Genomic DNA, 21,991 nt, shown 5'->3' on the forward strand with positions numbered 1-21,991 from the left:
GAATTAGATATGTGATAAATAAATATTCCTATCTCCCTATATTATAAAATTAATTTATAATTGTAACTAGTAAAGATAGGAATAAGTATATGCCCCGTTAGTAACAGAAGCATATTTTGGTTATATTTTCTTTAAAAGAGATTTTAATTCAACATTCTCTCCTAAAATAGTGCGTAAGGAATCTACTGAAACTCTTTCCTGTTTCATAGTATCTCTGTTTCTTATAGTAACCGTATGATCGGAAAGCGTGTCATGGTCTATGGTAATACAGTAAGGAGTACCGATAGCATCTTGTCTTCTATATCGTTTACCAATGGCATCTTTATCTTCATACATTACATTATAATCAAATTTCAAATCATTGAAAATCTTTTCTGCATATTCCGGCAATCCATCTTTTTTAAGTAATGGAAATATAGCAACTTTATTAGGTGCTAAAGCCGGAGGCAAACTTAAAACGACTCTTGATGAGCCATCTTCCAATGTTTCGTCTTTTAAACATTTAGATAAAAGAGCTAAAAACATTCGGTCTAATCCAATAGATGTTTCCACTACATAAGGAACATAACTTTTATTTTGTTCCGGATCGAAATATTGAAGTTTTTTACCGGAATATTTTTCGTGTGCCGATAAATCAAAATCGGTTCTGGAATGGATTCCTTCCAATTCTTTAAATCCGAATGGAAAATTAAATTCAATATCGGTGGCAGCGTTTGCGTAATGCGCTAACTTTTCATGATCGTGAAATCTATAGTTATCTTTTCCCAATCCTAAAGCTAAATGCCAATTTAAACGTTTTTCTTTCCATTCTTTAAAATAAGACAATTCTGTGCCCGGAGGAACAAAAAATTGCATTTCCATCTGTTCAAACTCTCTCATCCTAAAAATGAATTGTCTTGCCACAATTTCATTTCTAAACGCTTTACCAATTTGTGCAATTCCAAAAGGTAATTTTTTTCTTCCTGTCTTTTGAACATTTAGGTAATTTACAAAAATTCCTTGTGCCGTTTCAGGTCTTAAATATAAATCGGTAGCAGAATCAGCAGTAGAGCCTAATTTTGTCCCAAACATTAAATTAAACTGACGAACTTCTGTCCAGTTTTTGGAACCTGTTTCGGGATCACCAATTTCCAGTTCTTCGATTAAAGCTTTAGTATCTGCTAAATTAGTTTCCAAAGATTTAGCTAATCTTTGTAAGATATCTGCTTTTTGCTTTCTATATTCTAAAACTTTAGGATTAGTAGTCTCAAACTGTTCCAAATCAAAAGCTTCTCCAAATCGTTTTCTTGCCTTTTCAATTTCTTTTTTTGCTTTATCTTCAAACTTCTCCGCAAAATCTTCCACTAAAACATCCGCACGAAATCTCTTTTTACTGTCTTTATTGTCAATTAACGGATCATTAAACGCATCAACATGCCCGGAAGCCTTCCAAATAGTAGGATGCATAAATATAGCAGAATCCAATCCCAAAATATTTTCATTCAACTGCACCATTGCTTTCCACCAATACTGTTTAATATTGTTTTTTAATTCAACACCATTTTGACCGTAATCGTAAATGGCTGATAATCCGTCATAAACTTCACTGGAAGGAAAAACAAACCCATATTCCTTGGCATGGGCAACTACCTTTTTTAAAACATCTTCTTGAGATTTCATATATATACTTGGTTAGATATTTATATTCAACGTTCAAATTTACTATAAAAAATGAGATATTACCCTATAACTGTTATATACCTCTATCAGGGAAAACAAAATATATCCAATAATTCAACCGAATCTTTCGTTGATATTAAAAATAAATTTGCGTTTGCAAATTATCTTCATATATTTGCACTTCGAAAATAAATGAAGAACAAAAAAGAGATGTTATTATGTTAATTATTCCAGTAAAAGATGGAGAGTCTATTGATAAAGCTCTAAAAAAATATAAAAGAAAATACGATAAAACCGGTGTTGTTAAAGAATTAAGAAAAAGACAACAATTTATTAAACCTTCTGTCACTAAAAGACAACAGGTTATTAGAGCAGCTTACAAACAAAGATTGCAAAGTCAAGAAGAAGCATAAGAAACTTTTTCTATAAAATATTAGCCTATTTTTCGAAATTATTTTTAATTTTGAAAAGTAGGCTTTTTATATGTTACAAAAATTTCTTGAATACCTTACCTTAGAGAAACATTATTCTCCTCTTACCATACAAAGTTATGAAAGAGATTTGCTGGATCTTCAAAGCTTTCTTTTAGAATCTGAAAGCATTTCTGATGCAGAACATGCTACTGCCAAACAACTAAGGAATTTCATTATTTATCTATCCAATAAAAATTTATCGGAAAAATCCATCAATAGAAAAATTTCTTCTATAAGAAGCTTTTTTAAATTTTTGCTTAAAATTGGTTATTTGGATATAAATCCAACCATACACTTAAAAAATCTTAAACAAAAGAGAAAAGTTCTACTCCCTTACACTGAAGATGAAATTTATTCCATCGAAACTTATATAAATTCTTGTGAGGCAGGAAAAGATAACTCGGATTCCTATGAAACTCTTAGAAACCATCTCATTTTTGAGATATTTTATCAAACAGGTATCAGAAGAATGGAACTTCTGCAACTTAAAACTTCAAAAATCGATTTAAAAAATCACACGATTAGAGTTACAGGAAAAAGAAATAAAGAAAGATTAATTCCTATAACTCAAAAATTATCAGAGCAAATAAATACATTTCTAGCCTATAAAATCAATTTTGGTATACCTTATGAATATTTATTTACCAATAAAAACGGTAAAATTTTAAGTGAAAAGTATGTATATAACCTGATTCATAGATATGTTAGCATGGTAACTACTAAGGATAAAAAAAGTCCTCATATGCTCCGTCATACCTTTGCAAGTCATCTCTTACACAACGGAGCTGAAATCAATTCCATAAAAGAATTATTGGGTCACAGTAGTTTAGCAGCTACACAGGTTTATACACATAATACAATAGAAGATTTAAAAAAAGTATTCAACCGGTCCCATCCTTTTGGGCTTAAAAATAAAAAAGATGAAAATTAACGTACAAGCAGTAAATTTTAATGCACAAGACACCCTATTGGCATTTTTAAATAAAAAAGTTTTAAAATTAGATCAATATTACGACAAAATTATCAATGCTAATATATTCCTAAAATTGGAAAACGTTGGAAATAAAGAAAATAAGACTACGGAAATCGTTTTAGAAGTTCCCGGTGATGAATTAGTAGCTAAAAAAACGTCCCCAACATTTGAAGAAAGTATTGATTTAGCCTGTGAAGCCGCTAAAAAGATGATACTCAAAAGGAAAGAAAAAATGTAGGTAAAAAATCATATTTTTTTTTCATAAAAATTTGGAAATATTAAAAATTTATCTACCTTTGCAATCCGTTAGACGAAGATAATGATCTTAGAAAAATAACGAAATATTTTCTTTGAAATAAAAAATTTAACGCCGGTATAGCTCAGTTGGCCAGAGCACGTGATTTGTAATCTCGGGGTCGTGGGTTCGAATCCCTCTACCGGCTCGTTTTTGAAGGGGAGATACTCAAGCGGCCAACGAGGACAGACTGTAAATCTGTTGGTTTTTACCTTCGGAGGTTCGAATCCTCCTCTCCCCACAAAAAAATTAAAAAAAAATTTTGTAATTCAAAAAAAATTTCTACCTTTGCAACCGAATTACAAAGGTAATCAAAAAATAAGCGGAAGTAGCTCAGTTGGTAGAGCGTCAGCCTTCCAAGCTGAATGTCGCGAGTTCGACCCTCGTCTTCCGCTCATTTTTTTAACAGCCGATGTAGCTCAGGGGTAGAGCGCTTCCTTGGTAAGGACGAGGTCACGGGTTCAATTCCCGTCATTGGCTCTCAATTATCCAAACATACAATCACAAATTTTATTAATAAGCCTAAACTTTCTTAAAGACATATTTTACAAAACAGTTGTTTATAAAAAAGTATTTATTTTTTATAAGCTATTGTTATTTAAAAAAAATTGAGTATATTTGCACTCATTTTTGGAAATATAAACAAACATATTTATCATGGCAAAAGAAACTTTTCAGCGTACCAAACCACATCTTAATATAGGTACAATCGGTCACGTAGACCACGGAAAAACGACTTTAACAGCTGCTATTACAAAAGTATTAGCAGAAAAAGGGTTAGCAGAAAAAAGAGATTTCTCTCAAATTGATGCAGCTCCTGAAGAAAAAGAAAGAGGGATCACAATCAATACTGCACACGTAGAATATCAAACAGAAAACCGTCACTATGCACACGTTGACTGTCCGGGGCATGCTGACTATGTAAAAAACATGGTTACCGGTGCTGCTCAAATGGACGGAGCTATTCTAGTAGTTGCTGCAACAGATGGACCTATGCCTCAAACAAGAGAGCACATCTTGTTATGTCGTCAGGTAAACGTACCTAAAATCGTTGTATTCATGAACAAAGTGGATATGGTTGACGATCCTGAATTATTAGACTTAGTTGAAATGGAAGTAAGAGAATTATTATCTTCTTACGATTATGACGGAGATAACACTCCTGTTATCCAAGGTTCTGCTTTAGGTGCACTTAACGGAGATCCAAAATGGGTTGCTACTGTTGATGAATTAATGGCCGCAGTTGATAACTGGATTGATTTACCGGTACGTGACCAAGATAAACCATTCTTAATGCCAATCGAAGACGTTTTCTCTATTACAGGTCGTGGAACTGTAGCTACAGGACGTATTGAAGCCGGAGTTATTAACTCAGGTGAAGCTGTAGATATCGTTGGTATGGGAGATGAAAAATTAACATCTACTGTAACCGGAGTTGAAATGTTTAGAAAAATATTAGACAGAGGTGAAGCCGGAGATAATGTTGGATTATTATTAAGAGGTATTGAAAAAACTGATATCCGTCGTGGTATGGTTATCGCTAAACCGGGTTCAATCACTCCTCACAAAAAATTCAAAGCAGAGGTTTATATCTTAACTAAAGAAGAAGGTGGACGTCACACTCCATTCCACAATAACTACCGTCCTCAATTCTACGTTAGAACTACTGACGTAACCGGTACAATTACTTTACCGGAAGGAACTGAAATGGTAATGCCTGGTGATAACTTGACTATTACAGTTGAATTACACCAACCAATCGCACTTAACAACGGTTTAAGATTCGCTATCCGTGAAGGTGGTAGAACTGTTGGTGCAGGTCAGGTAACTGAGATTTTAGATTAATTTAAATAAAATCATAACAAAAGAAAGAACTTAAAGTTCTTTCTTTTTTAAGCGGGTGTAGCTCAGCTGGTAGAGCAGTGGTCTCCAAAACCAAAGGTCGTGAGTTCGAATCTTTCCGCCCGCGCAAAATAATAATAAATGAACGGACTCATTAAGTATTTAAAGGGCGCAATAGAAGAATTTAAAGATCACGTCGAGTGGCCTAAATGGTCCGATCTGCAATCCTCAACAACTGTTGTAGCGATTACATCGATCATTTTGGCTATGTTCTGCTTTGGTGTAGATTGGATTTTTGCTAAAGCGCTTCAGAATATTTATTCTATATTAATAGGATTAAAATCTTAATATTAGGAAGCGATGGATGAAATGAAATGGTATGTACTGAAAACGATCAGTGGGCAAGAATCTAAGGTGAAAATGTATATTGAAAATGAAGTTTTAAGATACGAACATCTTAAAAAAAATCTTGGCCAAGTAGTGGTACCTATGGAAAAAGTAGTACAAATTAGAAACGGAAAAAAAATTCGTAAAGAAAAAGTTTATTATCCCGGCTATGTTATGGTTGAAGCTAATTTAATTGGTGAATTACCACATACTATAAAGAATATTCCCGGTGTAATTAGTTTTTTAAGTGCTACTAAAGGAGGAGATCCACTTCCAATGAGACGAAGCGAAGTGAGTAGAATGTTCGGTAAAATGGATGAATTATCAGAATCTGAAGATACCGTAAACATTCCTTTTGTATTTGGTGAAACCGTGAAAGTTATTGATGGACCATTTAATGGTTTTAATGGAACCATCGAAAAAATAAATGAAGAGAAAAGAAAATTAGATGTGATGGTGTTGATTTTCGGAAGAAAAACCCCCATTGAATTAAGTTTCTCTCAAGTAGAAAAAATATAGGCTGCTTCCACAGATATAAATAAAACATTTTTAAGTAAAAATTAAAATGGCAAAAAAAATTTTTAAAATGGTAAAACTCCAGGTGAAAGGAGGTCAAGCAAATCCTTCACCACCAGTAGGACCTGCATTAGGTGCTGCCGGGGTTAACATTATGGAGTTTTGTAAACAATTTAATGCCCGAACACAAGAAAAGCAAGGACAAGTATTACCGGTTATCATTACTGTTTATGAGGATAAATCTTTTGATTTTGTAGTTAAAACTCCTCCTGTAACCGTTCAACTTTTAGCAGCTTCTAAAGCTAAAAAAGGTTCCGGCGAACCAAACAGAGATAAGGTAGCATCCGTTACTTGGAGTCAAGTACAACAAATTGCTGAAGATAAAATGGTAGATTTAAATTGCTTTACTATAGAATCAGCAGTTAGTATGGTTGCAGGTACAGCAAGATCTATGGGTATTAGAGTAACTGGGCAAAATCCCTTTAATAATTAATTGTAGGAATCATGGCAGTTTTAACGAAAAAACAAAAAGCAGTAGTTGCTAAAGTAGATAAATCAAAACTTTATACATTAGAGGAAGCTTCCAATTTAGTTAAAGAAGTTAATTATACTAAATTTGATGCATCCGTTGATATAGCTGTACGTTTAGGAGTAGATCCACGTAAGGCTAATCAAATGGTGCGTGGAGTTGTATCTTTACCTCATGGTACAGGTAAAGAAACTCGTGTTTTAGCTTTAGTTACTCCCGATAAGGAAGAAGAAGCTAAAAACGCAGGTGCTGATTATGTAGGTTTGGATGATTATCTACAAAAAATAAAAGATGGATGGACAGATGTTGATGTAATTGTTACTCAACCTCAAGTAATGGGTAAATTAGGTCCTTTAGGAAGAGTTTTAGGTCCACGTGGATTAATGCCCAATCCTAAAACCGGAACAGTTACCACTGAAATAGGAAAAGCAATTTCAGAAGTGAAAGCAGGTAAAATAGATTTTAAAGTAGATAAATACGGAATTGTACATGCTGCAATAGGTAAAGTATCTTTCGATGCAAAAAATATTCAAGAGAATGCACAAGAAATTATTTCTACTTTAATAAAATTAAAACCTCAGGCAGCAAAAGGAGTTTATGTGAAAAGTATATACCTATCCTCTACTATGAGTCCGGGTATTGCTATTGATCCTAAAGGTATTAACTAATTTTAATTTTACCAAAACATGACAAAACAAGAAAAAACAGAGGTAATTAAAGAATTACAGGAAGTACTTGAAAGTACAAATGTATTATATATAGCTGATACTGATGGATTAAATGCACAACAAACTTCAGAACTAAGAAGAGCTTGTTTCAAAGGTGAAATTTCAATGAAAGTTGTTAAAAACACCCTTCTTAGAAAAGCAATGGAAAATGTAGAAGATAAAGATTTTTCAGGTGTTTTTGAAAGTCTAAAAGGAAACTCTACTATTTTCATTTCAGAAAAAGGAAATGCTCCGGCTAAATTAATACAAAATTTCAGAAAGAAAACCGAAAAACCATTATTAAAAGCTGCTTGGATTGATTCTGCAGTGTTTGTAGGAGATGCTCAATTAGAAACATTGGCAAATCTTAAATCCAGAGAAGAGCTTATTGGAGAAATTATTGGATTACTTCAATCTCCAATTAAAAATGTTGTTTCTGCCCTTAAATCCGGTGGGAATACCATTGCCGGTTTGGTTAAAACCTTATCTGAAAAAGAAGAATAATTTCACACTCATAATAAATAGTTGTTAAACAAAAATTAAAACAAAATTAAAAATGGCAGATTTAAAACAATTAGCTGAAACTCTAGTAAATTTAACAGTAAAAGAAGTTAATGAATTAGCTGAAATATTAAAAGAAGAATACGGTATTGAACCTGCTGCTGCTGCTGTAGCTATGGCTGCACCTGTTGCTGGTGCTGATGCTGGTGCTGCTGAAGAAAAAACAGAATTCGATGTTATTCTTAAAGCTGCAGGAGCTAACAAATTAGCTGTTGTTAAATTAGTTAAAGATCTTACAGGTAAAGGTCTAAAAGAAGCTAAAGATGCTGTAGATGGAGCTCCTACTCCAATTAAAGAAGGAGTAGCTAAAGACGAAGCAGAAAGTCTTAAAAAACAGCTTGAAGAAGCTGGAGCTGAAGTTGAATTGAAATAATTCATTCTACCTAAAAATAAAGGTTTAGGCCTCCAATTTAACATTGGTAAGGTCTAAGCCTATTTGTGTTTTAAAGATTTTAATATATCATATGAGTAAATCATTGGCGTCAAAAACTCAAAACCCTAAGAGATTTAGTTTCTCTCACTCTAAAGGACAAATTGAATTTCCTGATTTCCTGGATATACAGGTTAAATCATTTCAGGATTTTTTTCAATTAGAAACCCGTCCTGATCAAAGAAAAAACGAAGGACTTTTTAAAACGTTTACTGAAAATTTCCCTATTTCCGATACTAGGAATCAGTTCGTTTTAGAATTTTTAGATTATTTTGTTGATCCTCCAAAATACTCTATTGAAGAATGCATTGAAAGAGGATTAACTTATAGTGTACCACTTAAAGCACGTCTTAAATTATATTGTACCGACCCCGAACATGAAGATTTTGAAACAGTAGTTCAAGATGTATATTTAGGGCCTATTCCTTATATGACACCAAGCGGTTCGTTTATTATAAACGGTGCTGAAAGAGTTATGGTATCCCAATTACATCGTTCACCTGGTGTATTTTTTGGACAATCTTATCATGCCAACGGTGCTAAATTATATTCTTCCAGAATTATTCCATTTAAAGGATCTTGGATGGAATTTGCTACCGATATCAATGGCGTGATGTATGCTTACATTGACAGAAAGAAAAAACTTCCGATGACAACCTTGCTTCGTGCAATCGGTTATCAAAGTGATAAAGATATATTAGAAATATTTGATCTTGCAGAAGAAGTAAAAGTAAATAAATCCAACCTAAAAAAGATGTTAGGAAGGACTCTAGCTGCAAGGGTTTTAAATACTTGGTTCGAGGACTTTGTTGATGAAGACACCGGTGAGGTGGTTTCTATTGAAAGAAATGAAATTATCCTTGACCGTGAAACTGTTTTAGAAAAGGAACATCTTGATTTAATCATAGATTCCGGAATTAAAACTATTTTAGTTCATAAAGAAAACAGTAATGAATTCTCAATAATTCACAACACATTACAAAAAGACTCTACCAATTCCGAAAAAGAAGCTGTAGAATATATCTATCGTCAATTACGTAATGCTGAACCACCTGATGAAGAAACGGCTAGAGGAATTATCGATAAATTATTCTTCTCTGATGCTCGATATTCTTTAGGTGAAGTAGGTCGTTATCGTATTAATAAAAAGTTAGGATTAAATATATCAGAAGATATTCAAGTTTTAACAAAAGACGATATTATCGCAATTGTTAAATATTTAATTGAATTAATCAACTCAAAAGCTGAAGTTGATGATATCGATCACTTATCAAACCGTCGTGTTAAAACTGTTGGTGAACAATTAGCCGGTCAATTTGGTGTAGGTTTAGCTCGTATGGCTCGAACCATTAAAGAAAGAATGAACGTTCGTGATAACGAAGTGTTCACTCCTATTGACTTGATCAATGCTAAAACCTTAACTTCAGTTATCAACTCTTTCTTTGGAACTAATCAGTTATCTCAATTCATGGATCAAACCAATCCATTATCTGAGGTTACGCATAAAAGACGTATGTCTGCATTAGGTCCAGGTGGTTTATCAAGAGAAAGAGCCGGATTTGAAGTGCGAGACGTACACTACACTCACTACGGTAGAATTTGTCCTATCGAAACTCCGGAAGGACCGAACATCGGTTTGATATCTTCTTTAGGCTGTTACGCTAGAATCAATGACTTAGGATTTATGGAAACTCCATACAGAAAAGTTGTTGACGGTAAAGTAGATTTAGAATCCGAGCCTCAATATTTAACTGCGGAAGAGGAAGAAGGAAAAATTATTGCTCAAGCGAACATCAATATGGACAGCGACGGTAAAATTCTTGATGAGAGAATCGTTGCCAGAGAGGAAGCTGATTATCCGGTTGTTGAGCCTGATAAGGTGGATTTGATGGACGTTGCACCTAATCAAATTACAGGTATTTCCGCTTCATTAATTCCTTTCCTTGAGCACGATGATGCGAACCGTGCTTTGATGGGTTCAAACATGATGCGTCAAGCAGTACCCTTATTGAAACCTCAAGCTCCAATTGTAGGAACCGGTTTAGAATTTCAAGTTGCCAAAGATTCGCGTATCTTAATTAATGCAGAAGGTGAAGGAGTAGTAGAATATGTGGATGCTAACATTATTACTATTAAATACGACAGAACCGAAGAAGAAGAATTAGTTAGCTTTGATTCTGCAAGTAAAACATATAAATTAACGAAATTCAGAAAAACCAATCAAAGTACTTCTATAACGCTTAAACCAATCGTTAAAGCAGGTGATAGAGTTTCTAAAGGTCAAGTTTTAACTGAAGGTTATGCTACCGAAGATGGAGAACTTGCTTTAGGTAGAAACCTTCTAGTAGCTTTCATGCCTTGGAAAGGATATAACTTTGAGGATGCGATTGTTATTAATCAAAGAGCAGTTAGCGAAGACTGGTTTACTTCTATTCACGTAGACGAATATTCTTTAGAAGTTCGTGATACCAAATTAGGTATGGAAGAACTTACACCGGATATTCCAAACGTAAGTGAAGAAGCTACTAAAGACCTTGATGAAAACGGGATGATCCGTATTGGAGCAGAAGTTAAACCCGGAGATATTTTAGTAGGAAAAATTACTCCTAAAGGAGAATCTGACCCAACTTCAGAAGAAAAATTACTTCGTGCCATATTCGGGGATAAAGCCGGAGATGTAAAAGATGCTTCTCTAAAAGCAGAACCTTCTTTAAAAGGTGTGGTAATTAATAAAAAATTATTTACACGTAACATTAAAGACAAACGTAAAAGAGGAGACGAAAAATTAAAAATTGAACAATTAGAAGCTGAATTTAAAGTAAAGCTTAATGATTTAAAAAATCAACTATTAGAGAAATTATATGTCCTTCTAAATGGTAAAACTTCTCAAGGAATCTATAATGATTTAAATGAAGAAGTAATACCAAAAGGAGTAAAATTCACTCAAAAGCTTTTATCTAGTATTGATGACTATTTTAATTTAGCCGGAGAAAATTGGACTTTAGATGATAACAAAAACAATTCTATTAAAGAATTGCTTCACAACTATAAAATAAAACATAACGATTTACTAGGTTCTCTAAATAGAGAAAGACATACTATTTCTGTTGGAGATGAATTACCGGCCGGTATCGTTAAATTGGCAAAAGTTTATATTGCTAAAAAACGTAAACTAAATGTTGGAGATAAAATGGCAGGTCGTCACGGTAACAAAGGTATTGTTGCTAGAATTGTACGTGATGAAGATATGCCATTCCTAGAAGACGGAACACCGGTAGATATTGTCCTTAACCCATTAGGGGTACCTTCCCGTATGAACATTGGACAGATTTATGAAACTATCTTAGGATGGTGCGGTAAAAAATTAGGTAAAAAATTCGCAACTCCTATCTTCGATGGAGCTACTTCCGAGCAAATCGATGAACTTACAAAAGAAGCAGGAGTACCACAATGGGGAACTACTTATTTATATGATGGAGGAACCGGAGAACGTTTTGAGCAAAAAGCAACTGTGGGAGTTATCTATATGTTGAAATTAGGACATATGGTTGATGACAAAATGCACGCACGTTCAATCGGACCATACTCATTAATTACTCAGCAACCATTAGGAGGTAAAGCTCAATTTGGAGGTCAGAGATTCGGAGAAATGGAGGTTTGGGCTTTAGAAGCTTTCGGAGCATCAAACATTCTAAGAGAAATTATAACAATTAAATCTGATGATGTAATAGGTAGAGCTAAAGCCTATGAATCAATTGTTAAAGGTGAACCAATGCCTGAACCGGGTATACCTGAATCATTTAATGTATTCTTACATGAATTACAAGGTTTAGGGTTGGATGTAAGATTGGAAGAATAAATATTTCTTTCTTAACTCTTAATAAATTTAAATTTTTTTCAATTTAATTGATTACAAAATAATGGCAGTTAAACAAAGAACTAGCAAATTTAGTAAAATTATAATCGGATTAGCTTCTCCGGAAAGTATATTACAACAATCTAGAGGAGAGGTTTTAAAACCTGAAACAATCAATTATCGGACTCATAAACCTGAACGAGACGGTTTGTTTTGTGAAAGAATATTCGGTCCGGTAAAGGACTACGAATGTGCTTGTGGAAAATATAAAAGAATACGTTACAAAGGAATTGTTTGTGATCGATGTGGAGTTGAAGTAACGGAAAAAAAAGTTAGACGTGAAAGAATCGGACATATCAACTTGGTAGTGCCTGTGGCACATATCTGGTATTTCCGTTCTTTACCCAATAAAATTGGATATTTATTAGGTATTCCATCCAAAAAACTGGATATGATTATCTACAACGAACGTTTTGTAGTAATTCAAGCCGGAATAGCTAAAAAATTAAATGGTGAAGAATTAGAACATCTTGAATTTTTAACGGAAGAAGAATATTTAGATATATTAGAAACTCTTCCTATTGAAAATCAATATTTAGATGATTCTGATCCGAATAAATTTGTTGCCAAAATGGGAGCAGAATGTTTGGAAGAACTTTTAAAGAGAACAGATTTAGATGCTTTATCTTATGAATTAAGACATAAAGCCAATAATGAATCTTCCAAACAAAGAAGAACAGAAGCGTTAAAACGATTACAAGTAGTTGAATCTTTCAGAGATGCTAATTCCAATGGTCGCATTAACAGACCGGAATGGATGATCATGAGAGTGATACCTGTAATTCCACCGGACTTACGTCCGTTAGTTCCCTTAGATGGAGGGCGTTTTGCTACTTCTGACTTAAATGATTTATATCGTAGGGTTATTATCAGAAACAATCGTTTAAAACGATTAATTGAAATTAAAGCCCCTGAAGTAATTTTACGTAATGAGAAGCGTATGCTTCAGGAAGCTGTTGATTCTTTATTTGATAATACCAGAAAATCATCTGCGGTTAAATCTGAATCTAACAGACCTTTAAAATCTCTGTCTGATTCCTTAAAAGGAAAACAAGGACGTTTCCGTCAAAACTTATTAGGTAAACGTGTGGATTATTCTGCTCGTTCAGTAATTGTTGTAGGTCCTTCCCTTCAACTTCATGAGTGCGGACTTCCTAAAGATATGGCTGCAGAGCTTTATAAACCTTTTATCATTCGTAAATTAATTGAAAGAGGAATTGTAAAAACTGTAAAATCCGCCAAGAGAATTATTGAAAGAAAAGAGCCGGTAGTTTACGATATCCTGGAAAATGTAATGAAAGGACATCCGGTATTGTTGAACCGTGCCCCTACTCTTCACCGTTTAGGTATTCAAGCATTTCAACCTAGAATGATTGAAGGAAAAGCTATTCGTCTTCACCCGTTAGTTTGTACTGCGTTTAATGCAGACTTTGACGGTGACCAAATGGCGGTGCATTTACCTTTAGGACCGGAAGCTATTTTGGAAGCTCAATTATTGATGTTGGCTTCTCAAAACATTTTAAATCCGGCTAACGGATCTCCTATTCAAGTACCTTCACAAGACATGGTTTTAGGATTATATTATATGACTAAACCATTAACACCTACGGACGAAATTAAAGTTAAAGGACACGGATCTATTTTCTATTCTTCTGAAGAGGTAGACATTGCTTATAATGAAAAAGCAGTAGATTTAAATGCTATCATTAAAGTAAAAGCAACAGTTGTAGAAGGTGAAGAATTAGTTGAAAAAATGATTGAAACTACTGTAGGACGTGTGTTATTTAACAAAATCGTACCTAAAAAAGTAGGTTTCATCAATGAAGTATTGACTAAAAAATCATTACGTAACATTATCGGTACCATATTACAAAGAACCGATTTCCCTACTACAGCTAAGTTTTTGGATGATATGAAAACTTTAGGATATGCTACTGCATTTAAAGGTGGATTATCATTTAGCTTAGGTGATATTAAAACTCCTGAAGAAAAGAAAATCATGATTCAGGAAGCGAATGAACAAGTGGATGGGATCAGAGCTAACTATAATATGGGATTAATTACCAATAATGAAAGATATAATCAGGTAATTGATGTTTGGACTAATACCAATGCACGATTAACAGATTTAATCATGCAACGAATGAAAACCGATAAAGGTGGATTCAACTCTGTATATATGATGCTTGACTCCGGTGCACGGGGTTCTAAAGAACAGATTCGTCAGTTAGCAGGTATGCGTGGATTGATGGCAAAACCTCAAAAAGCAGGATCTTCCGGAGGTGAAATTATTGAAAACCCTATTATCTCTAATTTCCGTGAAGGACTTTCCATCCTTGAGTACTTTATTTCTACTCACGGGGCTCGTAAAGGTCTTGCAGATACTGCATTAAAAACCGCTGACGCAGGTTATTTGACTCGTCGTTTAGTGGATGTGGCTCAAGATGTTATTATTAATGAGCAAGATTGTGGAACTTTAAGAGGTATCGAAATTTCTCCGTTGAAGAAAAATGACGAAATTGTTGAACCATTATCTGAAAGAATTTTAGGACGTGTATCTCTTCATGATGTATACCATCCTGATACAGATGAGCTATTAATTGAAGCAGATCAAATGATAACTTCCGAAATAGCTAAATTAATTCAACAATCCGGAATTGAATCTGTAGAAGTTCGTTCGCCTTTAACTTGTGAATCTAAAAAAGGTATTTGTGCTAAATGTTATGGTGTAAACCTTTCAACCAATAAGTTAATCAACAAAGGAGAAGCGGTTGGAGTTATTGCAGCTCAATCTATCGGTGAACCGGGTACACAGCTTACCTTAAGAACTTTCCACGTGGGAGGTACTGCAGGAAACGTTGCAGAAGTTAGCAGCATTGTTGCTAAAAGAGACGGAAAAGTTGAATTTGATGATATTAGAACTGTTGAAAGTGAAGACGAAAACGGAAATAAAGTTTCAATCGTTGTTTCTCGTTCTACAGAATTTAAATTATTAAATGCGGAAGGAAACATTCAAATGCTTACCAACATTCCGTATGGTTCTACTTTATTAGTTGAATCTGGTGATGAAGTTAAGAAAGGAGATATCATTTGTAAATGGGATCCGTATAATGCAATTATACTTTCTGAAACTGCCGGTAAGATCGAATACGAACAAATTGAGCAAGGTTCCACTTATCAACTAGAAATAGACGAACAAACCGGATTTGAAGAAAAAGTAATTTCAGAATCTAGAAATAAAAAATTAATTCCTACCTTAAAAATATTAGATACTAAAGGGAATGAGTTAAAATCAATTAACTTACCGGTTGGTGCACACCTTATCGTAAATGATGGTGAAAAAATTAAGGCAGGTAGAATCTTAGTAAAGATACCAAGAAGATCAGCTAAAGCCGGGGATATTACAGGTGGTTTACCACGTGTTACCGAGCTGTTTGAAGCACGAAATCCTTCCAATCCGGCTGTTGTTTCAGAAATTGACGGTGTAGTTAGTTACGGTAAAATTAAGAGAGGTAATCGAGAAATAGTTATAGAGTCTAAAACCGGTGAAATTAAAAGATATTTGGTTAAATTATCTAATCAGATTCTTGTACAGGAAAATGACTTCGTTCATGCTGGAGATGCCTTATCTGACGGTGCTATAACTCCTAACGATATTCTTAACATCAAAGGGCCTACTGCCGTTCAGGAATATTTAGTAAATGAAATTCAAGAAGTATACCGATTACAAGGGGTAAAAATCGATGATAAACATTTCGAAATTATTGTTCGTCAAATGATGACTAAAGTAGAAATTGTTGATTGCGGTGATACTAAATTCTTAGAAGGTAATCTTGAACATAAAATTGACTTTATTGAGGAAAATGATCGTATTTTCGGAATGAAAGTTATTACTGATCCCGGAGACAGTTTGGAATTAAAAGCCGGACAAATTATTACTTCAAGGGAACTTCGAGATGAAAATTCTAAATTGAAACGTGAAGATAAGAAATTGGTTGAAGCTAGAGAAGCGCTTCCGGCTACTGCCAGTCCTGTACTACAAGGTATTACAAGAGCCTCTTTACAAACCAAATCATTTATCTCTGCAGCATCTTTCCAAGAAACAACTAAAGTTTTAAATGAAGCTGCTGTTGCCGGTAAAGTTGATTATCTAAACGGATTGAAAGAAAATGTTATCGTAGGACACAGAATCCCTGCCGGTACCGGTTTAACTGAATATCAACACGTAGTTGTAGGTTCGAATAAGGAATTTGAGGAAATGATAACCGAAAAAATTTAACTAAAAACTAATTCGAAATGGAAAATCAAAATCAGAATCAACAAGACTTAAATATTGAATTGACGGATGAAGTAGCTTCCGGGGTATTTTCAAATTTGGCATTAATAAATCATTCTCCGACTGAGTTCGTAGTAGATTTTATACAAATAATGCCGGGGGTCCCTAAGGCTAAAGTTAAATCAAGAATCATTTTAACTCCTGAACATGCGAAACGATTATTAACAGCTTTAACTGATAATATTCAAAAATTCGAACAACAATTTGGTGCAGTTAAAGATGATACCTACCATTTAAATTTTGGTCCTAAAGGTCAAGCTTAAATAGTCTAAAAGTCAACAAATTATTTATAATAATAATGAAGCCGAGGTAAACCCTCGGCTTTTTTTATTAATGGTTTAATAGTTTACATCATAAAAGGCCGATATTTTTATAATATAGACAACTAAATAAAGGAATTAATTTGTGAATTATGTAATTATTTAACAATTATTTTACGATAATTAAAAAATATATTATATATTTGAAACGATAAATTAATGTATTAGATATGAGAGTAAACCGAATTTTCTTAGGATTTTCGTTTATCTTCTTGGGTTCGGCTTTTGCCTGGGCTCAGATGAAAACGATTAGCGGGAAAGTTCTTGGGAGTGACGGTCAGCCACAAGCTGATGTTTCTGTTACGATACAAGGATCTACCAAAAAAACGTATACTGACGACTCAGGAAATTTTTCAATTGATGCTGAACCCGGACAAACCATCGAAATTTTATCATTTGATGACGAAACTGCAAGTTTTATTGTTAATGATCAAAGTTTCTATGATGTGGTTCTACAGTCTCCAGTTACAGAAAGCAAAGAACCTGCTGAAAAAAAGGAAACAGTAATTGAAGGAGTCGTAGTAACTGCTTTAGGTATCACAAGAGAAAAAAAGTCGTTGGGTTATGCGACTCAATCAGTAAATGGCGACGATCTTTCCGTTACCAGGGAAAGTAATCCAATTAATTCACTTTCGGGAAAAGTATCGGGATTGCAAATCGTTAATAATAGTGGGACCATGGGAGGTTCAACACAAATCAGATTAAGAGGAATGAGGTCTCTATCTCAATCCAACAAACCTCTTATTGTTGTAGACGGTATTCCTTTAATTGATCAAAATATCAATGATAAAAACACTGAACGAGGAGCCGGTGGTATTGATTATGGTGATTCATTCGGTGACATTAATCCCGACGATATAGCAAATATTTCCGTACTTAAAGGAGCTACTGCCGCGGCATTATACGGATCCAGAGCCATGAATGGAGCTATAATGATTACCACAAAAAAAGCAAAAAGAGGTAAAACTGAGATTGTCTTTAATTCAGGTGTTGTATTTGACAAAGTTTATAAAATGCCTCATCAGCAAAAATTATATGGTGGTGGCGGAAGCAAAACATTTGCAACAAAAAATATTAATGGTGTGGATTATCTGGTGGTTGACTATAGAACCGATGAATCTTGGGGGCCAAAATACGATCCGAATGTTAAAGTCTTACATTGGAATGCATTCGATCCAGAATTTCCAAATGATTATTTAGTTGCAAAACCGTGGATATATCCTAAAAATGATTACAAGAAATTTTTCAAAACCGCTGTAACATACAATAATGGTATTTCTTTTAGCAGAAGTGTTGAAAATACTAATATCAGAGTGGGATATAATAATACTAAATCATCCGGAATAACCCCAAATTCAGACTTAACCAAAAATTCATTATCCATGAATCTGAATTCTAAATTATCTGATGATTTAAAAATAAATGCTTCTGCAGCTTATACTTCTACAAGAGGTTTCAACAGACCTGAAGTGGGATATGACAATAACAACATTATTCAAAAAATGTTTCATTTTGGTCAAACCTCATTAGACTATAATGATCTACAAAAATATGAGTTAGCAGACGGTACTCAAAGAACTTGGAATAGAGAATCTTGGGATAATCCAAAACCCGCTTATTCAGATAATCCCTATTGGACAATAAACAAAAATACCAATAAAGACAATAGAGATCGTTTATATGGTACTGCCGGATTAATTTATAACATAACAAAAGATATGTATGTTAATGGAAAGGTAATGCTTGATACCTATACTCTTCATACAGAAAACAGAACAGCTGTTGGATCACATGCTCTTTCTCAATTTAAAATTTCAGAGAGAAAATATACTGATCTAAATTATGAAGCAACTTTACATTATGACAAAAATATAGGGAACTTTTCACTTAACTCTTTTGCCGGAACTAACCGAAGGGAATATACATATAGAAGAATGAATGGAAAAACTAAAGGAGGGCTAATTATAAGAGACTGGTATAATCTAAATAATTCATTAGAGCCGTCTTTAGTTATGAATGAAAAAGAGAAGAAAAGAGTAAACAGTTTGTTTTATTCATTTAGCTTAGGATATGACAATTTTGTATTCTTAGAAACTACCGGTAGAAATGACTGGTCTTCTTCATTACCTTCTAAAAACAATTCTTTTTTCTATCCATCAGTAGCAACCAGTTTTGTAGTTACTAGATATCTTACCAGCAATTGGTTGGAATTTTTAAAAATTAGAGGGGGATATTCTGAAGTTAGAAATGATACTGATCCTTATCAACTCATCAATACATTTTACAATATAGATGAGGATGAGGATCCGAATTATGGCAGCTTGTATTTAAAAGATCCTTGGTTTTGGTTAACAACTGTTGCTAAAACAGATAAATTAAAACCCGAAAAATTGGAATCTTTTGAATTAGGGGTTGAGTTTCAAATGTTCCAAAGAAGATTAAATGGGGATATTTCATTATATCAAACTACCACCAAAGACTTAATAACTAAAGTACCTTTAGACGGTTCTGCTGGTTTCAAATATGCAATGATGAATGCCGGAAAATTAGTTAATAAAGGAATAGAAGTTTCATTGAATATAGTTCCAATTAGACAAGAGAATTTTAGATGGGATTTTAATTATAATTTTTCAAAATCTGATAATGAAATCAAATCTTTGAGTGAGGATTTAAGTTCACTAACCATAGCTAAAGCTCCATTTAATGCTTTTGTCGTTGCACTACCCGGGTATAGATACGGACAAATTTACGGGACAGACTTTGTTTATAAAGATGGAAAAAAAGTAGTGGGTAGTAATGGGTTATATCTGAAAACCGATAAAAACGTACCCTTAGGATCAATACTTCCCGATTTTAACATGAGCTTTAGAAATTCCTTCACTTACAAAAATTGGAATTTAGGATTTCAAATTGATTGGCAAAAAGGCGGTAAATATTTTTCAACTACTCATATGTGGGGTATGAGCTCCGGAATATTACCTGAAACTGCTGCAAATGGAATTAGAGAAAACGGTATTATCGTAGACGGCGTTAAAGAAAATGGAAAACCTAATGATATTAGAGTTTCGGCAACAGAATATTCTAAGCATTTTTTTAGTGGACCTAGTGCACAAAATGTATTCGACGCGGATTACATCAAACTGCGCGAATTGTCAATAGCTTATTCTCTTCCCTCTCAATATTTAGGAGATTTTATTAATTCCATAACATTTTCTGCCTTTACAAGAAATTTATTTGTATGGGGATTAGATTGGAAATCCATGGATCCTGAGGTTGCTAATTATGGTAGTGGAAATGCTTCAGGAATTGAAGGGGGATCGATGCCTACTACCAGATCATTTGGAGTTAATGTGCAAGTTAAGTTCTAAATTAAAATATTCAATATGAAAAAAATAACCATTTATATAGCTTCTCTAATTTTTCTATCTGCCACCGTTTCTTGCGACAATGATTTTGAAAACATCAATACCAATCCCAACAATCCGGAGAAGGTTCCCGGTTATACTACTTTTAGATACGGTAGCCGATATTTTATTGATAACACTCGAGATGAATGGGGATCCGGAAGAATGGTTCTTCCTTGGATACAGTATTGGTGTCAGGTAAATTATACGGAAGAAGATCGATATCAGTATAGAGACGGAGCTAATCAAAACTTATGGAAAGATTATTATCGCGCTGCAGAAAATCTTAAAACCTCCATTGAATTAGTAGAAGCCGATCCGATAAGCAATGTGCAATTTGGTGCTATAAGTAATCAAATAGCTGTCGCAAGAATAATGTTAAGTTATTTATTTATGCAACTTACAGATACCTACGGAAATGTTCCTTATTGGTCTTACGGAGGGCAATCCAATCCGGATTTTCAGGCTTTACAGGTTGAAAAATATAAAACTCCAAAATTTGCTTCACAAATAACCATATATAAAGACATTTTAAAAGAATTAAAAGAAGCTTCCGGCCAACTTGATCTTTCTGAAAAAGTCACTACAGGAGATCACATGTATGAAGGTAATGCGATAAAATGGAAAAAATTTGCCAATTCTTTACGTCTAAGATTAGCTAATCGTTTAAAAAGCGTTTTACCTGAAGCATTAGCCGAAGCTAATGATGCGATTTCAATGGGTGTATTTACATCTAATGATGATAATGCAGTATTTGCGTATGGAAATACTACATCAGATGCTAATCCAATGTGGATGGCTTATTTTGTTAAAAATAGAACTGATTTTGCAGTAACCAATACTTTTATTGAATTATTAAAAGGAAAAACAGGTAATTTTTCTTCTGATCCAAGACTTTATAAATTCTCTTCTCCTAAAAAAGCAAGTATTGACGATGTAAAAAATAATACGTATATATCATCCACTAATTTAGATGATTATGAGGGGATGCCTTATGGTGTTAAAAGCGAAATGGCATCTGAAGTGTTCACCTCCAGCACTATTTCTTTCCCTAGTTATGACGTTTTACATATTAACAGAGGTGAAGTACTTATGGAATACGCTGAAGTTGAATTTATATTATCCGAATTAAATAATTGGGATCAAGCACATTATGAAAGTGGTGTAAAAGCTTCGTTTGATAAGTGGAATGTATCTGCTGCAGAACAAACAGCCTTTTTAAGCACTTTGCCGCCGGCAAATGAAGAAAATGTACTAACACAGAAATATATTGCACTTTATATGCAACCTCATGAGGCATGGGCAGAATATAGAAGAACAGGGTTTCCTAAAACTTTATTATTACCTAATCAATCGCATACTCTTCCGGCGTATAATAAAACTCCCGAAGGAACTACGTATACTTTTATGCCTTTAGTCAATAATATGACTGATCTACCGACTCGTATTCCTTATCCTTCTCATCTTTCTACACAGAATTCAAAAAATTATTATGAAGCTGTTAAAGGATTGGGAGGACCTGATGATATGAAAACAAAATTAGTTTGGGATGTAAATTGATACTTAGTTAAAATTTCATATATAAATAACGCTCTGTTTAATTATAAACAGAGCGTTGTTATATTTATAAAGCAATTTTTAAA

Annotated in this window: 16 protein-coding genes and 5 tRNA genes; 20 read left to right on the forward strand and 1 reads right to left on the reverse strand. The window is 33.8% G+C overall.

Features of this window, described 5'->3' with window-relative positions; translation table 11 throughout:
• Positions 1–120: 120 nt before the first annotated feature.
• Positions 121–1,659, reverse strand: a complete 1,539-nt coding sequence (locus G8C43_RS04200; RefSeq protein WP_166004391.1) for a glycine--tRNA ligase — start codon at positions 1,657–1,659, stop codon at positions 121–123.
• Positions 1,660–1,877: 218 nt separating this feature from the next.
• Between G8C43_RS04200 and rpsU the strand changes: the two genes are divergently transcribed.
• From rpsU to G8C43_RS04300, 20 genes are all read left to right on the forward strand, one after another.
• Positions 1,878–2,072 (forward strand): 30S ribosomal protein S21, encoded by a 195-nt coding sequence (gene rpsU, locus G8C43_RS04205; protein WP_055425292.1) that lies wholly within the window; start codon positions 1,878–1,880, stop codon positions 2,070–2,072.
• A 70-nt stretch (positions 2,073–2,142) separates the two neighbouring features.
• Positions 2,143–3,063 carry a tyrosine-type recombinase/integrase gene (locus tag G8C43_RS04210; RefSeq protein ID WP_166004394.1) on the forward strand — a complete coding sequence of 307 codons (921 nt, stop codon included), beginning with the start codon at positions 2,143–2,145 and terminating at the stop codon, positions 3,061–3,063.
• Entirely contained in the window at positions 3,053–3,343 is a 291-nt protein-coding gene (gene hpf, locus G8C43_RS04215) for a ribosome hibernation-promoting factor, HPF/YfiA family (protein WP_105298060.1), read from the forward strand. Before G8C43_RS04210 ends, hpf begins: the two co-directional genes overlap by 11 nt.
• A gap of 131 nt (positions 3,344–3,474) precedes the next feature.
• Positions 3,475–3,548: transfer RNA gene (locus G8C43_RS04220), tRNA-Thr, on the forward strand.
• A 10-nt stretch (positions 3,549–3,558) separates the two neighbouring features.
• Positions 3,559–3,641 (forward strand) — tRNA-Tyr (locus G8C43_RS04225).
• Positions 3,642–3,722: 81 nt separating this feature from the next.
• Positions 3,723–3,795, forward strand: a tRNA-Gly gene (locus tag G8C43_RS04230).
• A gap of 13 nt (positions 3,796–3,808) precedes the next feature.
• Positions 3,809–3,880: transfer RNA gene (locus tag G8C43_RS04235), tRNA-Thr, on the forward strand.
• A 177-nt stretch (positions 3,881–4,057) separates the two neighbouring features.
• A complete protein-coding gene (gene tuf / locus G8C43_RS04240; protein ID WP_105298061.1) occupies positions 4,058–5,245 on the forward strand; it encodes an elongation factor Tu in 1,188 nt (395 codons plus the stop codon).
• Positions 5,246–5,296: 51 nt separating this feature from the next.
• Positions 5,297–5,369 (forward strand) — tRNA-Trp (locus G8C43_RS04245).
• Positions 5,370–5,383: 14 nt separating this feature from the next.
• Positions 5,384–5,590, forward strand: a complete 207-nt coding sequence (secE, locus tag G8C43_RS04250) for a preprotein translocase subunit SecE (protein WP_105298062.1) — start codon at positions 5,384–5,386, stop codon at positions 5,588–5,590.
• A 12-nt stretch (positions 5,591–5,602) separates the two neighbouring features.
• On the forward strand, positions 5,603–6,148 hold the full coding sequence (gene nusG, locus G8C43_RS04255) for a transcription termination/antitermination protein NusG (protein ID WP_105298063.1): 546 nt from the start codon (positions 5,603–5,605) through the stop codon (positions 6,146–6,148).
• A 46-nt stretch (positions 6,149–6,194) separates the two neighbouring features.
• Positions 6,195–6,638, forward strand: coding sequence for a 50S ribosomal protein L11 (rplK, locus tag G8C43_RS04260; protein WP_105298064.1), 444 nt, complete (start codon positions 6,195–6,197; stop codon positions 6,636–6,638).
• Positions 6,639–6,649: 11 nt separating this feature from the next.
• On the forward strand, positions 6,650–7,342 hold the full coding sequence (gene rplA / locus G8C43_RS04265) for a 50S ribosomal protein L1 (RefSeq protein ID WP_105298065.1): 693 nt from the start codon (positions 6,650–6,652) through the stop codon (positions 7,340–7,342).
• 18 nt (positions 7,343–7,360) lie between these two features.
• Positions 7,361–7,885 (forward strand): 50S ribosomal protein L10, encoded by a 525-nt coding sequence (gene rplJ / locus G8C43_RS04270; RefSeq protein WP_105298066.1) that lies wholly within the window; start codon positions 7,361–7,363, stop codon positions 7,883–7,885.
• A gap of 52 nt (positions 7,886–7,937) precedes the next feature.
• Positions 7,938–8,315: a 50S ribosomal protein L7/L12 gene (rplL, locus tag G8C43_RS04275; protein WP_105298067.1), complete on the forward strand. Its 378-nt coding sequence runs from the start codon at positions 7,938–7,940 to the stop codon at positions 8,313–8,315.
• A 91-nt stretch (positions 8,316–8,406) separates the two neighbouring features.
• Positions 8,407–12,231 carry a DNA-directed RNA polymerase subunit beta gene (gene rpoB / locus G8C43_RS04280; RefSeq protein ID WP_105298068.1) on the forward strand — a complete coding sequence of 1,275 codons (3,825 nt, stop codon included), beginning with the start codon at positions 8,407–8,409 and terminating at the stop codon, positions 12,229–12,231.
• Positions 12,232–12,292: 61 nt separating this feature from the next.
• A complete protein-coding gene (rpoC, locus tag G8C43_RS04285; protein WP_160557118.1) occupies positions 12,293–16,567 on the forward strand; it encodes a DNA-directed RNA polymerase subunit beta' in 4,275 nt (1,424 codons plus the stop codon).
• Positions 16,568–16,584: 17 nt separating this feature from the next.
• Positions 16,585–16,887, forward strand: a complete 303-nt coding sequence (locus G8C43_RS04290) for a DUF3467 domain-containing protein (protein WP_105298070.1) — start codon at positions 16,585–16,587, stop codon at positions 16,885–16,887.
• A 227-nt stretch (positions 16,888–17,114) separates the two neighbouring features.
• Positions 17,115–20,312 carry a SusC/RagA family TonB-linked outer membrane protein gene (locus G8C43_RS04295; protein ID WP_166004404.1) on the forward strand — a complete coding sequence of 1,066 codons (3,198 nt, stop codon included), beginning with the start codon at positions 17,115–17,117 and terminating at the stop codon, positions 20,310–20,312.
• Positions 20,313–20,327: 15 nt separating this feature from the next.
• Positions 20,328–21,908 carry a SusD/RagB family nutrient-binding outer membrane lipoprotein gene (locus G8C43_RS04300; protein ID WP_166004407.1) on the forward strand — a complete coding sequence of 527 codons (1,581 nt, stop codon included), beginning with the start codon at positions 20,328–20,330 and terminating at the stop codon, positions 21,906–21,908.
• Positions 21,909–21,991: the final 83 nt, after the last annotated feature.

This window comes from Apibacter sp. B2966, assembly GCF_011082485.1.
Taxonomy (GTDB): Bacteria; Bacteroidota; Bacteroidia; order Flavobacteriales; family Weeksellaceae; genus Apibacter.

Excerpts from the sequence above, each read along its gene's own strand:
- G8C43_RS04200 (WP_166004391.1), bottom strand. The coding sequence starts at position 1,659 with ATGAAATCTCAAGAAGATGTTTTAAAAAAGGTAGTTGCCCATGCCAAG.
- rpsU (WP_055425292.1), top strand. The coding sequence starts at position 1,878 with ATGTTAATTATTCCAGTAAAAGATGGAGAGTCTATTGATAAAGCTCTA.
- G8C43_RS04210 (WP_166004394.1), top strand. The coding sequence starts at position 2,143 with ATGTTACAAAAATTTCTTGAATACCTTACCTTAGAGAAACATTATTCT.
- hpf (WP_105298060.1), top strand. The coding sequence starts at position 3,053 with ATGAAAATTAACGTACAAGCAGTAAATTTTAATGCACAAGACACCCTA.
- tuf (WP_105298061.1), top strand. The coding sequence starts at position 4,058 with ATGGCAAAAGAAACTTTTCAGCGTACCAAACCACATCTTAATATAGGT.
- secE (WP_105298062.1), top strand. The coding sequence starts at position 5,384 with ATGAACGGACTCATTAAGTATTTAAAGGGCGCAATAGAAGAATTTAAA.
- nusG (WP_105298063.1), top strand. The coding sequence starts at position 5,603 with ATGGATGAAATGAAATGGTATGTACTGAAAACGATCAGTGGGCAAGAA.
- rplK (WP_105298064.1), top strand. The coding sequence starts at position 6,195 with ATGGCAAAAAAAATTTTTAAAATGGTAAAACTCCAGGTGAAAGGAGGT.
- rplA (WP_105298065.1), top strand. The coding sequence starts at position 6,650 with ATGGCAGTTTTAACGAAAAAACAAAAAGCAGTAGTTGCTAAAGTAGAT.
- rplJ (WP_105298066.1), top strand. The coding sequence starts at position 7,361 with ATGACAAAACAAGAAAAAACAGAGGTAATTAAAGAATTACAGGAAGTA.
- rplL (WP_105298067.1), top strand. The coding sequence starts at position 7,938 with ATGGCAGATTTAAAACAATTAGCTGAAACTCTAGTAAATTTAACAGTA.
- rpoB (WP_105298068.1), top strand. The coding sequence starts at position 8,407 with ATGAGTAAATCATTGGCGTCAAAAACTCAAAACCCTAAGAGATTTAGT.
- rpoC (WP_160557118.1), top strand. The coding sequence starts at position 12,293 with ATGGCAGTTAAACAAAGAACTAGCAAATTTAGTAAAATTATAATCGGA.
- G8C43_RS04290 (WP_105298070.1), top strand. The coding sequence starts at position 16,585 with ATGGAAAATCAAAATCAGAATCAACAAGACTTAAATATTGAATTGACG.
- G8C43_RS04295 (WP_166004404.1), top strand. The coding sequence starts at position 17,115 with ATGAGAGTAAACCGAATTTTCTTAGGATTTTCGTTTATCTTCTTGGGT.
- G8C43_RS04300 (WP_166004407.1), top strand. The coding sequence starts at position 20,328 with ATGAAAAAAATAACCATTTATATAGCTTCTCTAATTTTTCTATCTGCC.